We start from the raw sequence: 14,922 nt of genomic DNA on the forward strand, positions 1-14,922 counted from the left end.
AATAATATGGAAAAGGTAGTAATAATTGGTGCAGGTCCTGCAGGTTTAACAGCAGGTCTGGAACTTCTCTCCGATGGAAGTAAGCAATATGAGGTTGTTATCCTTGAAGAATCCAACGCTATTGGCGGAATTTCCCGAACAGTCTATCATAACGGAAACAGAATGGACATAGGCGGCCATCGTTTCTTCTCAAAGAGCGATGAGGTTATGAACCGTTGGAAAGAACTTATGCCACTTCAGGGCAAAAAATCCTACGATGATAAGATTCTTAACCGTGAAAGTCCTATATACGAAAATGGTCCTGACCCTGAAAAAGAGGATAGGGTTATGTTAGTTCGTCATAGAGTTTCAAGAATTTACTATAAAAAGCATTTCTTCGATTATCCAATCTCTATGAAACCTCAGACAATCAAAAATATGGGACTTGGCACAACCTTCGTTGCAGGCTGTAGCTATATGAAATCGTCTATTGCCAAGAAAAAGGAAACCTCACTTGAAAATTTCTATATAAACCGTTTTGGTAAAAAGCTTTATTCTATGTTCTTTGAGGGCTACACTGAAAAGCTTTGGGGCAGACACCCGAGAGAAATTGCTGCCGACTGGGGTTCTCAGCGTGTTAAAGGTCTTTCTATAAAAACACTTCTCAAGGATATGTTCTCTAAAGCCTTTGGCAAAAAAGATAACAAAAATGTTGAAACTTCCCTTATAGAACAATTCTGGTATCCTAAGTTTGGCCCTGGTCAACTCTGGGAAACTGCTGCTAAGGAGTTTGAAAAGCTCGGCGGAAAAATCATTATGAATACATCTGTTAAGGAAATCAACCTCGAAGGTGGTTCAATTAAATCCGTTAAATGTGAAACTCCAAACGGCTTAACTGAAATTGATGGTGATATTTTCATTTCCTCAATGCCACTCAAAGATTTGACAGCGGGCATCAAGGGACAGGCTGTACCTAAAAATATTGCTGATATTGCAAATGGTTTGCCATATCGTGATTTCGTTACAGTAGGTTTGCTTGTACCAAAACTTGCTCTAAAAAATGAAACTGAAATTAAAACTATGGGCAATATCGTTCCTGACTGCTGGATTTATGTTCAGGATACAAATGTTAAGCTTGGCAGAATACAGATATTCAATAACTGGTCGCCGTATATGGTAAAAGATGTTGAGCATACTGTTTGGATCGGTCTGGAATATTTCTGCACAGAGGGCGATAATTTCTGGAATATGAGTGACAGCGAGTGCATAGAATTTGCTACAAAGGAACTCGAAAAGATGGGTATTATTTCAAGCGGAGATGTTCTTGATTCACACAGAGAGCGAGTTAAGAAAGCATATCCTGCATATTTTGATACTTATTCTCAAATCGATGAGCTTATTGCATATTTAAACACAATTCCTAATTTGTATTGTGTTGGTAGAAATGGTCAGCACCGTTATAATAATATGGACCATTCAATGCTTACAGCTATTCGTGCAGTTGAACATATAAAATCTGGAAACACCGATAAATCGGAAATTTGGAAAGTTAATACTGAAAAATCTTACCACGAACAATCTGAAAATCACAGCGAGAACGCATAATTGCTTGATATTCTACACAGAAAAAGTAAAAGATTTCGCTCAGGACTTTTAAAAAAGCTTGAGCGAAATCTTTTTATATATAGACAAAAAAATTCAGGGACGAATATAAATTCGCCCCTGTTTTATGTTTTTGCAATTAAGTATTAGCCTTAGCTGCCTTTTGACTTTTTATAACTTTAAGTCTTGAGAATTCCTCACGCTCTTTTTCTTCGAGAGCCTCAGTTATGAACTTAACTGTTGCCTCAAATTTTGGAATCATAACATTCTTAAGAGCGTTGGCACGCTTTTGCGTCTTTTTAATAGCGTCAGCAAGTCGATAGACGCTGTTTTCTACCTCGGCAAGAACCGCAGTAAGCTCCTTAACCTCGTGAAAGCATAGATAAGCTTCGTCAAGAGAGGAGTTCGTATTGGCAATACTGAAATAAATTCCGTTGTTAGAATTTTCATCTATTGTTACAATCGGAATCTCAACACCCATAACGCTTCGGTAGGAGAGCTTGAGGCTTGTTTCCTCAGGAACTGATTTCGAGATTTCGTCACAGAAACCGAGGGTAATATTAGCAACCTCAAGAGCCTTATAAGCCTTATGATATGTGCCGTCGATTTTATCCTGAATTTCAGAAGCCTTGTCGATAAGCATCATCATTTCTCGGATAAGGATATTACGCTTTTTGTCGAGAAGCTCAAAACCATTTTTGGCAAGTGCAAGAGATTTCTTTGTTGCCATCAGGTTTCCTTTTGTAGGTACAGCCTGAACTGCCATATCTGTCACCTCCCGAAAAATTAAGCAATATCGTCATCGTCACTGTCATCATCTTTTTTCTCAGAAGAGGCAAATGTTTCAAAAACGATAGAATCCTTATCCTCGATGTAATATTTATCAAGAATAGCGTCATCAACACGGTCAAGCTCTTCACGAGGAAGAGTAGAGAGAAGCTTCCAACCAAGGTCAAGGCTCTGCTCGATAGTTCTGTTCTCGTTGTAGCCCTGATTTACGAAATAAGCCTCAAAGAGCTTACCAAACTCGATATACTTCTTATCGATAGGGGAGAGTTCCTCTTCACCGATAACAGAAGCAAGTGAACGAGCGTCCATAACTCTCGCATAAGCTGCAAAGAGCTGGTTAGAAAGTGCGGAGTGGTCGGCTCTTGTAAAGCCTTCACCGATACCGTCCTTCATAAGACGGGAAAGTGATGGAAGAACCGAAACAGGCGGATAAAGACCAGCACCCTCGAGAGAACGGTCGAGAACTATCTGTCCCTCTGTAATATAACCTGTAAGGTCAGGGATAGGGTGGGTAATATCATCGTTAGGCATAGTAAGAATTGGAATCTGAGTAACAGAACCCTTCTTGCCTTTAATCATACCTGCTCTTTCATAGAGAGAAGCGAGGTCTGAATATAAGTAACCAGGATAACCCTTTCTGCCCGGGATTTCGCCCTTAGATGAGCTGAATTCACGCAAAGCCTCAGCATACGAGGTCATATCAGTCATAATTACGAGAATGTGCATATCAAGCTCAAAAGCAAGATATTCAGCCGCAGTCAAGGCACAACGAGGTGTAAGAGTTCTTTCGATAATCGGGTCATTAGCGAGGTTAAGGAACATAACAACTCTTTCGAGAACACCACTCTCGTCAAAGCTCTTGCGGAAGTATTCCGCAACATCGTTCTTAACACCCATAGCCGCAAAGACGATACCGAATTTATTACCGGCACCGGCAATCTGAGCCTGACGAACAATCTGAACAGCAAGTTCGTTATGTTTCATACCTGAACCGGAGAAAATCGGTAGCTTCTGACCACGAATAAGTGTCATAAGAGTATCTATTGTAGAGATACCGGTATTTATATAGTTTTGTGGATAAATTCTTGAAACAGGGTTAATCGGAGTACCGTTGATATTGGCCTTGTGAGTAGGATAGATATCGCCAAGACCATCAATAGGAGTACCCGAGCCGTTAAAGACACGACCCATAATTTCAGGTGAGAGAGCAAGCTCCATAGGGTGTCCTTTAAGACGAGTGCGTGCATTGTCGAGTGACATACCCTTAGTGCCTTCAAATACCTGAACGACACAACGCTTACCCTGAGTCTGAACTATTCTTCCGTGGCGAATTGAGCCGTCATCAAGACGAATATCAACCATTTCTTCATAAGAAGCGTTTTCGACATCATCGAGAACGATAAGCGAACCGTTGATTTCCTTAACGCCAACATAATCGAGAATCATTCATTTCACTTCCTTAAATAAGTAGTAATAAATGTGGGTGCTGAAACAAACTTCCCAAAAGACACTCAAAGTTTAGGTCAAGCCTTTTTAAAGGCTTGTAGGTCAAGGGAAAAGCCCTTGTCGCTCTCCGCAGAGAGCGAAACACCTTTGGGCGAAGCCCAACATTCTTTGCCCCTGAGCGGCGGACTTTGTCCGCCGCCCTTTTCTTTTGTTAGCAACAAACTAACGGATTAAATGTAGGGGCAAGAGATGTTAAGGGCGTTGCCCTTAAGCGGCGAGCTGCCGCCCCCAAGACGCGTAATCGGTTTTGCAAGCAAAACCTCGACATCTGCAAGGGTGGTTTATTGTCGCGTATAAAGTAATTGCCAATGAAATACCAAAGGCTCGAGCGAAACTTTTATCTGTCTTAAAGAAGTATGTCAGCTAAGCGGTAGTTTAGTCCTCTGCGTGGAAAAAACTTTTGTGTTCACCACGAACGAGACTTGTTGAGTGATTCCGCATCTTGTTTAGTGCGGTCACGCACCTCCGCTCATATGTTTGAGATTGTTGCAAGAGCGTCATCAATAGACTTATTAAGCTCATCAAACATTTCGGGTTTGTCATTCGGAATATCATACTTCATCTTTGTGATTTTCTCAAAGAGATGAAGCTCAAGAACCTGCGAAATAGGAATCTGTGCAGCAACAATATGTTTAGCCTTTTCATAGAGATGGAGAATAGTCTTCATCATAAGCTTTTGCTTTTCAAGCGGAACGAAGGTATCGTCCTTGTGGAAAGCGTTCTGCTGTAAGAAAGCAACACGAATAGCCTTAGCTGTTTCGATAACAAGCTTCTGGTCATCAGGAAGAACATCAGAACCGATAAGCTTAACGATTTCCATAAGCTGATTTTCTTCGTGGAGAAGAGCAGTAATCTTGTTTCTATACTTGATGAAGTCCTCGCCGAGATTCTTTCTGAACCAAGGGTCGAGGTCTGTAAAGTATTCGCTGTAACTTGTCATCCAGTTTATCGCAGGATAATGTCTTGAATAAGCGAGTGATTTATCCAAAGCCCAGAAGCAACGGATAAAACGCTTTGTGTTCTGTGTAACAGGCTCGGAGAAGTCAGCACCAGGAGGTGAAACCGCACCGATAATAGTAACTGAACCCTCTGCTCCGCAAAGAGCCTCAATTCTGCCGGCTCTTTCGTAGAATTCAGAAAGTCTTGATGGAAGATAAGCAGGATAACCTTCTTCAGCAGGCATTTCTTCAAGTCTACCAGAGATTTCACGAAGAGCCTCAGCCCAACGAGAGGTTGAGTCAGCCATAATAGCGACATGATAACCCATATCACGATAATATTCAGCAAGTGTAATACCTGTATAAATAGAAGCTTCACGAGCCGCAACAGGCATATTAGATGTATTAGCGATAAGTACGGTTCTGTCGGTCATAGGTCTGCCTGACTTCGGGTCAACCAGTTCAGAGAACTCAGTAAGAACCTGGCTCATCTCGTTACCACGCTCACCACAACCAACATATACGATAATATCCGCATCGCACCATTTTGCGAGCTGGTGCTGTGTCATAGTCTTACCAGTACCGAAACCGCCAGGAATAGCAGCTGTACCGCCCTTAGAGATAGGGAAGAGTGTATCAATAACTCTCTGTCCTGTGATAAGCGGAACATCGGCTGAAAGTCTTTCTGCTGATGGTCTTGGTGTTCTGATAGGCCAAGCCTGACAAAGTGTAAGCTCGTGCTTAACACCTTCATCATCTTCAATAGTAACGACAGTGTCGTTTATTTTATACTTGCCGTTTGGCTCAACCTTGATAACCTTACCGCCCTTAATCTTAGGGGAAAGTATACAACGATGCTCAATAATAGGTGTTTCTGGGCAAGTAGCATAAATCTGACCTGCCTTAAGGTAATCGCCGACTTTAGCTGTGATAGTTACATCCCACTGCTTTTTGTCATCAAGTGAAGAAACAGCAGCACCTCTTGAAATGAAGGAAGAACCTGTTGATTCCTCGATAGCTTTAAGCGGTCTTTCAATACCGTCAAAGATGTTATCAATAATACCAGGGCCGAGAAGAATGTTCATAGGCTCGCCTGTGCCGTAGATAGGGTCGCCAAGCTTCAAGCCGGTTGTTTCCTCATAGACCTGAATAGTAGTAAGCTTATCTGTGATACCGATAACTTCGCCGACAAGGCGTTCATCGCTGACATAAACCATTTCCATCATAGAAAAGGATCTTGTGTCCTTAACGGTAACGACAGGGCCGTTGATTCCGTAAATTACATTTTTATTTGCCATTATCTCATCTCATTTTCCGGTTGGGAATTACTCAGTAACTCTCAGACCTGAATTTTGATAGAACCACTCCCGCTGACCATCAAGCTTTGTATCGAGAGTTTCATCAGCGATAAGTCCCAGACCTGCACTTCTGCCTGTGATTCCGCCAATTTTAATTTCCTTAGAGGACTTAACCTCGCAAGAAGGAGAGAAAGCCGACTTGATTTTATCAGCGAGCTTTTTATCCTTTAATCTTTCTGCTGTATAGGCAGCCTTAATCTTATCAGCAAGCTTTAAATCGCTTTCCTTAACGAAGAAGATTACATCGTCTGCCTTGAGAGTTTGTGCAATTTTCTTTACGCTTTCGAGCATAAGCTTTTCGTAATCTGCTGTCTTAGTAAATTCGACAAGCTTTTGAGTAACCTTTTCAAAGACATTTTCAGTCATTTTATTTCTTTTCTCGAAAATTTTCTTTCTGCTTGCCATCTCGTCACGAGAAAGCTGGCTTGAAATTTCCGTTCTTATGGCTGCCATTTCTCTTTGAATAAGGGTATAAGCTTCTCTAAGTCCTTCTGATTCAGCTTTTTCAAGCTCTTGCTTTTTGAAGGATTCAGACTCAAAGCGAATTTTATTTCTTTGTTCCTCGGCATATTTTTCAATAGCCTTCAAGAAGTTTTCAGAGCCGCTCTGAACTTCTGCCATATAATGTCACCTCCGTAGAGATTTTTATTAGATTTTAACACCGATAGCGTCACGAACATATCTTGTGATACTATCCTTTGCACGACCGCTTCCGTGTCTGTCGGGAATTTCGACTATAAGCGGTTGTTTGCGGTTTAGCTTTAGGTTATAGACAAGGTCAGGACAAAGAGAAACCAGACGCTCGGTCATAAGGATAACTGCGACATCATCATAGTCCATAGCCTTTGTGAGAGCGTCACGAACCTCGCTGTCCTCGTGAACGACAACGCCTTCGATTCCCGCAAGACGCATACCCATTGCCGTATCAACATTGTCGCTGATTAAATAAAATCTCATAATCTCACCTGACCTTTATGTAGTTTTTAAGATTTGCGGTGTGCCACCGCTATTTAAGTTACATAATCGCTTGCACCGCCCCAAGAAGCTTAAAAGTTTCACTCAAGCCTTTGGTAGTTCATTGGTAATTACTTTATTCGTGACAATAAACCGCCCTTGTAGATGTCGAGGTTTTGCTTGCAAAACCGATTACGCGTCTTGGGTGCGGCGGCTCGCCGCTACGCAACTTGCGATTTGTAATTCGCCGATTAGAATTAGAACTTGTTAAGGATAAGGATAGAAACGAGAAGTCCGTAAAGAGCAACACCTTCGCCAAGAGCAACGAAGATAAGTGACTTACCGAATGCCTTAGGGTCTTCACTTGTTGCACCGATAGCAGCAGGAGCAGCACCGGCAACAGCGATACCACCACCGATACCAGAGATACCGGTTGCAAGAGCAGCAGCGAGCATACCAAGACCATTAGCTGTTGAATCAACAGCAGCAGTTGTGTCAGCAGCACTAACTGTCATAGGAATTATGAGGCAAACAAGGCCGACAATGCAGAAAGAAGCAATCTGTGTGAAAACAGCAGTCTTGCGTTTAGCACCGCTCTTAACAGCCTTATAAGCGAGCAAGATAGAACCAACTAAAAATACAACAGGTACAGCCAACAATACAAATTCCATGATTTCCATAATTAAAATCCTCCATTTAATTTAAAAAAATTATTTATAACCCACATATGAGCTTTTAAGCTCATATGGAATTATTGATTTTCTTCGAGTCGGACAGGCTCAAAGGCTCTGCCCTGACCGACATAGAATCTGCTGAACAATTCGTAATACTCAAGTCTTAGCACCTGAATAGCAACAAGGAGTGCCTCAAGAGCCATAACTATTGCGTTGCCCAACAGAACGACTATATAGTACATAAATCCGCCGGACATATTTGCGAGTGTGAATACAACAAGCATCATACCGGCATGAACAAGGACATATGCACCTATACGCAGGAAAGACATTGTGTTAGTAACATAGCTCAGGCAAGTTTCAAAAAGCTCGAAGAAGTTCTGAACACAATATTCGCCCCACTTTGGCGGTTGCCAGTTCTTATTTCCTGAAACAAGTCTTCCGAGTGGCTCTCTCAGGAAGATAAGAATGAGCGGTATTATAATCAAGCCAATGACATATACGATATTCATAAGTTGAATTCCGAGAACCATCTGGCAGACAAGACCGACAACAAGCGATGTGTAGAATACAAAGCCTGCTATACCGTTCGGACCGAAGATTCCGCTCTCGTAATCTCTGCGTTTCAGTGAAGAATAGATGTTCAAAAGCATAACAATCATAATAATCACTGCACCGACACCGACTGATGCATAAACAATCATATTAGATGTTGCAGGAGCCATTACATCAACGGGTTTTTCATCAAGTCCAAAGACTGCCTTATATATCGGATTAAAGGCTTCTTCAAAGCCGAAGCATGAGCCATAGATAAATCCGAATATAGCCGAGGAAATACCGCAGGGGATAAGAATTTTTCCGATGTCCATCTTTTTCAGCTTCCACATAAGGTAGCCAACAATAGAAAGGACAATACCCTGACCGAAATCGCCGAACATTATTCCGAAGAATATGGTGTAGGTTATAGCTACAAGCATAGTCGGGTCGATTTCGTTATAGCTTGGCAAGCCGAACATCTTAACATAGTATTCGTAACGCTTAGCAAATCTCGGATTTTTAAGAATGACAGGCGGCGAATGTTTAATTTCGTCCTTGCCATCGCTAAAGGTATATTCGATACCGTTTATCTTGTCAAGCCCTTGAGCAAATTGTTTTTCTTGGTCGGCAGGAATCCAACCGACAAGAATGAAGTTTTTGTGATAGCAGTAGACATATTTTTTAATGGTATAGTAGGTATTCATTTCTTTCAGCCTACTATAATACATACTGCACTTTTCGCTCTCAGCAGTCCAGAAAACATCAAGTTGTTGCTGAATTTTAGTTAACTGTTGTCTGAGCGTAATCTCTTTAGTTTTTAGCTTTTCGAGATATTTTTCAGGATTCGTAACGCCCTTTGGAAGATTCATTCTTTCAAAGTAGAGGCTTGCGAATATCCTGTCGATTTCGTCCTCACTGCCGAGCGGCGAGAAATAAACGCCCCAGTAATGAGTCTGGTCATTCGTGCAGGGGAAGAAAAGAATGTATGGATTGCTGTTAAGCTCTGTAAGTCTGTCGTAGCTTTCCTTTGGGATTCGACCAAAGTTTACATTGATAAATTTACAGGCGAAAAGCTTTTCCATATCAAGATTACTTCCTATAAAGTGGTTAAGCTCCTCTTGGTTTTTTCTGCATTCATCAAGCTCGGCGTTAATTTTAAGCGTTTCGGTAGTAAATCTATCGAGCTTAGAAGAAACAAACTTGACATATTTTTTGATACCACTGTCGCTGACAGTGAATTTCTTTGTCTTGTGAAATTCGAGTGTCAGTCCGGCTGACTGAACCGAAGAGGTAAGCTCAGCCAATGGGTCTTGATAAGGATTTCTCTCGTTTATCGGAACGAACTTTCCGGTATTCTCGTAGAAATTCATAGCGTCATCGGGGTGAAAGATTCCAGATTCTCCGCAATATCGCATAACCTTATCAAGCTCTGATGAAAGACCAATAATGCCGACCGCTTTCATAGGTCTTACGGACACATAATCACCTCATTTCATCTCACGAGAAGTCTTGATTTTTCTTCTTCGGAAAATCCGTATCGAGTGCCCTCAATGAGATTTATAATATTAGATAGTTCAATTTCCGAAAGCATAACATAAGAAAGCATAACTACCGAAGCGTTTACAGAGAGTCTGATGTTTTTCTTGCAGTATATAGAATTAAGAGCAGTTATCATCTGGCTTTGAGTATTATATTCGGCTTTGTTGAGGGACTTTCCTATATAGGTAGCCTTCAGATTGTTCATAAGCTCATTAGAGCTTTCACATTCGAGCAAGGAGTTGATTTGAGCCTTGCTTAACCTTCCATAGGGAAGAAGCATACTTCTTGTATAGTCCTCAGAGGTATGATAGCTCATTTTCAGACGAGAAATTCTTACGAAATTTCTGAAATCAATAAAAGCATTGAGAAGAGCAAGAAGTTCCTTTTTCTCTTTACCTCTTGTATTTTTGTTGATAGATTCAAACAAAGAATTGAAGTTGTAGGTATAAAGAGCGGTTTCAATTTTCGGAACATCAAGCTGTTCGTCACCCTGTGGAATGAAAGGCCTTATAATCTTAGCATACTTAGTATTGCCGAGAACATCACAAAGCTCACTAAGATTTGTTACCTCAGAGAAGGCTTTAAGATTGAGATTTGTGTGTTTCTCAAAGAAAACAGGCATTTCGTAGGCATATTCAGAAGCTCTTCCGATATTAAGAAGAGATATACATCTCATAATTTGCTCAATTTCTGTACGATTTATGAAGAAAACCGAAAGAAATTTTTCTGAGTTCATATCAAATTTTGCGAGAGAAACCTTTTCATAGAAAATTTTCTTTCTGAGTAAGGTTTCAAGCTGGCCTCTATGAACATCATTTTCATTAAGACCTGAAAGAATTTCTGAATATACCGTTTCGTTTTTAAGATAGGTTGCAACCTCAGGAACGGTTTTGCAGGCGAGCAAATCCTCGTAATCCTTGTCTGTCAGTCTGCGTCCATACATAGTCCTTGCTTTAGCGAGGATAGCATTGGAAGACATAGACGATAGCATAAAATCACCCCGATATTACTCTCTTGAAGATTTCGTCAACCCAGCCGTCACAATTTGAGCCGTAGAGGTCATCAAGTTTTTTTTCGATTTTGGCGTGAGCCTCACGAGTTTGAGCGAGTTCCTTTTCGGCAGCATCTCGTTCCGACTGTGCGTTGATTTGTACACGCTTTCTTGCTCGTTCAAGATAGTCTTTGATGATAGTTTGCTTAGCAACAGCAATCTCCTGTTCATAGTCGATTTTGCTTTTAAGAGCCTCGTCATTAAGTTCACGAGCCTTTTCGTCCATCTCGACTATTTTTGAAATCATATCTTGCACCAGTTATACACCTCCTATAAATAAACAGGTGTGGAGAAACGAAATCTTTCTTAAGAAATATAAGTAAGATTAAGTCCCACCACACCCCCTTGTGTACCACATAATAATATCACAGTTGGCGTTTAATATCAAGTCAAAAATTTCAAATTTAGACACGAAACTTCCCTTGTATAATCAATTTGTTCAAATATATATTTTGTAATAAACTTGTTTAAAATATTGTTGATTTTTGCCATCGGCGGCGGAGTGCCTCCACTGTCAAGACGCGGTGCGTGACCGCACAGGACGAGACGCGGAATCGCTCGGCATTGCCTCGCTCGTAGTGAGTTAGAGAAGATTATGCACGCGGAAGACTAAACTACCGTTTAGTTAATAAATTTCCCAAAGACAATTAAAGTTTAGGTCAAGCCTTTTTAAAGGCTTGCGGATTCCAAAGGCAGAGCCTTTGGTGGGTTTTAAGGGCAACGCCCTTAACATTCTTTGCTCTCTAAGTGCGGACTTTGTCCGCACTTAAGGACTAATGTTGCTAACAAAAGAAAAAGCGGCGGATAAAATCCGCCGCTCAAAGAGCAATGAATGTTGGGCTTCGCCCAAAGGTATTTCGCTCTCTGCGGAGAGCGACCAAAGGCTCTGCCTTTGGAATCTGCGAGCCTTTGAAAAGGCTCGAGCGAAACTTTTAAGTTTCTTAGAGAAGTCTATTAGTTTTTGAGGCTCTGGAGAGGAGCCGGAATTCTACCGCCTCTTGCAATGAGTTTTGCAGGAGATTTTGTATTAACTTCCATAACAGGTCCGCCGCCGAGAAGTCCACCAAAGTTGAGTTCGTCACCGACTTTTTTGCCAATAGCAGGAATAAGACGAACAGCAGTGGTCTTTGTATTAACCATACCGATAGCAGCCTCGTCTGCAATAATTCCGGAAATAACATCGGCTGTTGTGTCGCCAGGAATAGCAATCATATCAAGTCCGACAGAGCAAACAGAAGTCATAGCCTCAAGCTTAACAATAGAAAGAGCCTTACTTCTTGCTGCTTCAATCATACCGGCGTCCTCAGTAACAGGAATAAATGCACCAGAAAGACCACCAACATGAGATGAAGCCATAGCTCCGCCTTTTTTAACAGCGTCATTGAGGAGAGCAAGGCAAGCAGTTGTGCCGTGAGCACCGCACTGCTCAAGACCCATTTCCTCAAGGATATAAGCAACAGAGTCACCAACAGCAGGTGTTGGTGCGAGTGAAAGGTCGAGTATACCAAAAGGAACGCAAAGTCTTTTTGCAGCTTCTTGAGCAACAAGCTGACCTGCACGAGTAATCTTAAATGCAGTACGCTTAACAATATCAGCAACCTCAGTGATATTGCAATCTCCAGCCTTACTAAGAGCAGCTCTTACAACGCCAGGGCCGGAAACGCCAACATTGATAACGCAGTCAGGCTCACCTGTGCCATGAAAAGCACCTGCCATAAATGGGTTATCCTCAGGAGCATTACAGAAAACAACAAGTTTTGCTGCACCTATGCAATCTCTGTCCTTAGTTTCCTCAGCAGTAGCCTTGATGATGCGTCCCATCTTAGCAACAGCGTCCATATTGATACCTGTCTTTGTGCTACCGACATTAACAGAAGAACAGACATTATCAGTAACAGAAAGAGCCTCAGGAATACTCTCAATAAGGGCATAGTCGCCAGGAGCAAAACCCTTATGTACGAGAGAAGAATATCCGCCAACGAAGTTTACGCCGACAGTTTTAGATGCTCTGTCGAGAGTTTTAGCAAATTTAACAGGATTTTTTGTAGGGCAAGCAGCCGCAATAAGTGCGATAGGAGTAACAGCTATTCTCTTATGAATAATCGGAATACCATAATCCTTGCTTATGTCTTCACCTGTTTTAACAAGGTCTTTTGCGTATCTGCAAATCTTATCATAGATTTTATCGCAAGCTTTGTCGATATCAGAGTCGATACAATCGAGTAAGGAGATACCCATAGTAATTGTACGAACATCGAGATTTTCGTTATCAATCATACTGATGGTTTCAAGTATATCATGTGAATTTATCATTTTTAGAAAATCAATCCCTTCAAATTATTCAGGTGTTAAATATCAGACATGGTACATTGTGTTGAAAATATCCTCGTGCATAACATGAACCTTAAGTCCGAGGTCATCGCCGAGAGCAACAAGGTTATCTGAGAGTTCAGAATAAGGGATTTTAATATCTCCGATTTCAACAAACATAATCATAGCGAACATTTCTTGAAGAACGCTCTGAGTTACCTCAATTATATTTGCACCAGCATCAGCACATACATTAGAAACCTTTGCAAGGATTCCGACATTATCCTTTCCGAGAACCGTAATAACAGCACGCATTTTGTTATTCCTCCTAATTTATAAGTTTATATTAAATTATCCAACATATTCCCCAACTTGTCAAGTCTTTTGATGATTAAATATAATTTTCTCGAGAAAGCACAATATATAGAAAATACAATAGAAATATGTAAAATAAGTAAACAGTCGCAAACTTAATAATTTCCATCAATTCGATTATAGATATTTTTGTTAATATATCCGTATAAATTATTTTTTTAGTGTGTTATAATCTATAATGGCAGATTAAGAACTGAAACATTGAAAGGGTATATGAAATATGAATAAGCGTTTTTTCTCAGATAGCCATACCCACAGCAAACATTCTTTTGATGGAAACGACCCTGTTATAATGCTCTGTGAACAGGCAATAAAGCTTGGACTTTATAGCATTTCTATAACCGACCACTGCGAATGTAACGAATATTTTTCTAATAATGTAAGGAAAAGTATAGAGGCCTCTGTTATGGCTTCGGGCAAAGCAAGGGCAGGCTATGGCTCTAAAATCAAGGTATATACGGGTATAGAGCTTGGTCAGCCAACACAAAATAAGCTTGCCGCCGATGATGTACTTTCCTTGTGTGATTATGACTTTGTTATTGGCTCTCTGCATAATCTCAAAAATGAACAGGACTTCTATTTTCTTGAATATAATGATGATAATGTTAATGACCTGCTCGAGAGATATTTCACACAGCTTTATGAACTTGCAGTAGATAACCGCTTTGATACGCTTGCACATATGACATACCCTTTGAGATATATAATTGGCAATGTTACCAAAGAAATTAAATACGATACATATAAAGAAATGATAGATGAGGTTTTGAAAGTTCTTGTCAGAAATAAGAAAGCCTTAGAGATAAATACATCTGGTTTAAGACAAAGAATAGGAATGACACTTCCGGGAGAAAATATAGTTTCACGCTTCAGAGAGCTTGGCGGAAAATATATTACAATCGGTTCAGATGCACATAGATGGGGAGATGTCGGCTCAGGCTTAGAGGAAGGATATAGACTTGCCCAAAGGTGCGGTTTCTCTTATGTAACAGTATTTGAAAAGCGTCAACCAGTTCTATTACCAATAGATTAGTGGCGGAGTGCCTCCGCTGTCAAGACGCGGAATCGCTCGGCCTTGCCTCGCTCGTGGTGGATTAGGGAAGATAGTTGACGCGGTCGAGGAAATTCACAGTGAACTACCGATAGGTTGAAAAAATCCTCAAAGGTACTTCAAAGTTTCGCTTGAGCCTTTAGTAATTCATTGGCAATTACTTTATACGCGACAATAAACCACTCTTGCAGATGTCGAGGTTTTGCTTGCAAAACCGATTACGCGTCTTGGGTGCGGCGGCTCGCCGCTTAAGGGCAAC

General features: G+C 41.0%; 13 protein-coding genes. 2 read left to right on the plus strand and 11 right to left on the minus strand.

Annotated features, from left to right (window positions below):
* Positions 1–6 precede the first annotated feature (6 nt).
* Entirely contained in the window at positions 7–1,584 is a 1,578-nt protein-coding gene (locus tag ACLU24_RS02770; protein ID WP_412610158.1) for an NAD(P)/FAD-dependent oxidoreductase, read from the plus strand.
* Between the two features lie 136 nt (positions 1,585–1,720).
* Here ACLU24_RS02770 and ACLU24_RS02775 read toward each other — a convergent pair whose 3' ends face one another.
* The 11 genes from ACLU24_RS02775 to ACLU24_RS02825 form a co-directional block, all read right to left on the minus strand.
* Positions 1,721–2,347, minus strand: coding sequence for a V-type ATP synthase subunit D (locus ACLU24_RS02775; protein WP_412610159.1), 627 nt, complete (start codon positions 2,345–2,347; stop codon positions 1,721–1,723).
* 20 nt (positions 2,348–2,367) lie between these two features.
* Entirely contained in the window at positions 2,368–3,816 is a 1,449-nt protein-coding gene (locus ACLU24_RS02780) for a V-type ATP synthase subunit B (protein ID WP_412610160.1), read from the minus strand.
* Between the two features lie 529 nt (positions 3,817–4,345).
* Entirely contained in the window at positions 4,346–6,112 is a 1,767-nt protein-coding gene (locus tag ACLU24_RS02785) for a V-type ATP synthase subunit A (protein ID WP_412610161.1), read from the minus strand.
* 27 nt (positions 6,113–6,139) lie between these two features.
* Positions 6,140–6,793 (minus strand): V-type ATP synthase subunit E, encoded by a 654-nt coding sequence (locus ACLU24_RS02790; protein WP_412610162.1) that lies wholly within the window; start codon positions 6,791–6,793, stop codon positions 6,140–6,142.
* Positions 6,794–6,820: 27 nt separating this feature from the next.
* A complete protein-coding gene (locus ACLU24_RS02795; protein WP_412610163.1) occupies positions 6,821–7,129 on the minus strand; it encodes a V-type ATP synthase subunit F in 309 nt (102 codons plus the stop codon).
* A gap of 254 nt (positions 7,130–7,383) precedes the next feature.
* Positions 7,384–7,797 (minus strand): ATP synthase subunit C, encoded by a 414-nt coding sequence (locus ACLU24_RS02800; protein WP_412610345.1) that lies wholly within the window; start codon positions 7,795–7,797, stop codon positions 7,384–7,386.
* An 80-nt stretch (positions 7,798–7,877) separates the two neighbouring features.
* The gene (locus ACLU24_RS02805) at positions 7,878–9,815 is read right to left on the minus strand and encodes a V-type ATP synthase subunit I (RefSeq protein ID WP_412610164.1); all 1,938 of its coding nucleotides are present in this window, start codon (positions 9,813–9,815) and stop codon (positions 7,878–7,880) included.
* 14 nt (positions 9,816–9,829) lie between these two features.
* A complete protein-coding gene (locus ACLU24_RS02810) occupies positions 9,830–10,867 on the minus strand; it encodes a V0D/AC39 family V-type ATPase subunit (protein WP_412610165.1) in 1,038 nt (345 codons plus the stop codon).
* A gap of 4 nt (positions 10,868–10,871) precedes the next feature.
* The gene (locus tag ACLU24_RS02815; protein ID WP_412610166.1) at positions 10,872–11,183 is read right to left on the minus strand and encodes a hypothetical protein; all 312 of its coding nucleotides are present in this window, start codon (positions 11,181–11,183) and stop codon (positions 10,872–10,874) included.
* Between the two features lie 698 nt (positions 11,184–11,881).
* Entirely contained in the window at positions 11,882–13,240 is a 1,359-nt protein-coding gene (locus ACLU24_RS02820) for a PFL family protein (protein ID WP_412610167.1), read from the minus strand.
* A gap of 42 nt (positions 13,241–13,282) precedes the next feature.
* The gene (locus ACLU24_RS02825; RefSeq protein WP_412610168.1) at positions 13,283–13,552 is read right to left on the minus strand and encodes an ACT domain-containing protein; all 270 of its coding nucleotides are present in this window, start codon (positions 13,550–13,552) and stop codon (positions 13,283–13,285) included.
* Between the two features lie 280 nt (positions 13,553–13,832).
* Here ACLU24_RS02825 and ACLU24_RS02830 point away from each other — a divergent pair, with 280 nt between their 5' ends.
* The gene (locus ACLU24_RS02830) at positions 13,833–14,645 is read left to right on the plus strand and encodes a histidinol-phosphatase HisJ family protein (RefSeq protein WP_412610169.1); all 813 of its coding nucleotides are present in this window, start codon (positions 13,833–13,835) and stop codon (positions 14,643–14,645) included.
* Positions 14,646–14,922: the final 277 nt, after the last annotated feature.

Source organism: Pseudoruminococcus sp. (assembly GCF_047012705.1).
Classification (GTDB): Bacteria; Bacillota; Clostridia; order Oscillospirales; family Acutalibacteraceae; genus Pseudoruminococcus.

What these genes read in the sequence shown, in the direction of transcription:
- ACLU24_RS02770 (WP_412610158.1), top strand. Translation starts at nt 7, where the DNA reads ATGGAAAAGGTAGTAATAATTGGTGCAGGTCCTGCAGGTTTAACAGCA.
- ACLU24_RS02775 (WP_412610159.1), bottom strand. Translation starts at nt 2,347, where the DNA reads ATGGCAGTTCAGGCTGTACCTACAAAAGGAAACCTGATGGCAACAAAG.
- ACLU24_RS02780 (WP_412610160.1), bottom strand. Translation starts at nt 3,816, where the DNA reads ATGATTCTCGATTATGTTGGCGTTAAGGAAATCAACGGTTCGCTTATC.
- ACLU24_RS02785 (WP_412610161.1), bottom strand. Translation starts at nt 6,112, where the DNA reads ATGGCAAATAAAAATGTAATTTACGGAATCAACGGCCCTGTCGTTACC.
- ACLU24_RS02790 (WP_412610162.1), bottom strand. Translation starts at nt 6,793, where the DNA reads ATGGCAGAAGTTCAGAGCGGCTCTGAAAACTTCTTGAAGGCTATTGAA.
- ACLU24_RS02795 (WP_412610163.1), bottom strand. Translation starts at nt 7,129, where the DNA reads ATGAGATTTTATTTAATCAGCGACAATGTTGATACGGCAATGGGTATG.
- ACLU24_RS02800 (WP_412610345.1), bottom strand. Translation starts at nt 7,797, where the DNA reads ATGGAATTTGTATTGTTGGCTGTACCTGTTGTATTTTTAGTTGGTTCT.
- ACLU24_RS02810 (WP_412610165.1), bottom strand. Translation starts at nt 10,867, where the DNA reads ATGCTATCGTCTATGTCTTCCAATGCTATCCTCGCTAAAGCAAGGACT.
- ACLU24_RS02820 (WP_412610167.1), bottom strand. Translation starts at nt 13,240, where the DNA reads ATGATAAATTCACATGATATACTTGAAACCATCAGTATGATTGATAAC.
- ACLU24_RS02825 (WP_412610168.1), bottom strand. Translation starts at nt 13,552, where the DNA reads ATGCGTGCTGTTATTACGGTTCTCGGAAAGGATAATGTCGGAATCCTT.
- ACLU24_RS02830 (WP_412610169.1), top strand. Translation starts at nt 13,833, where the DNA reads ATGAATAAGCGTTTTTTCTCAGATAGCCATACCCACAGCAAACATTCT.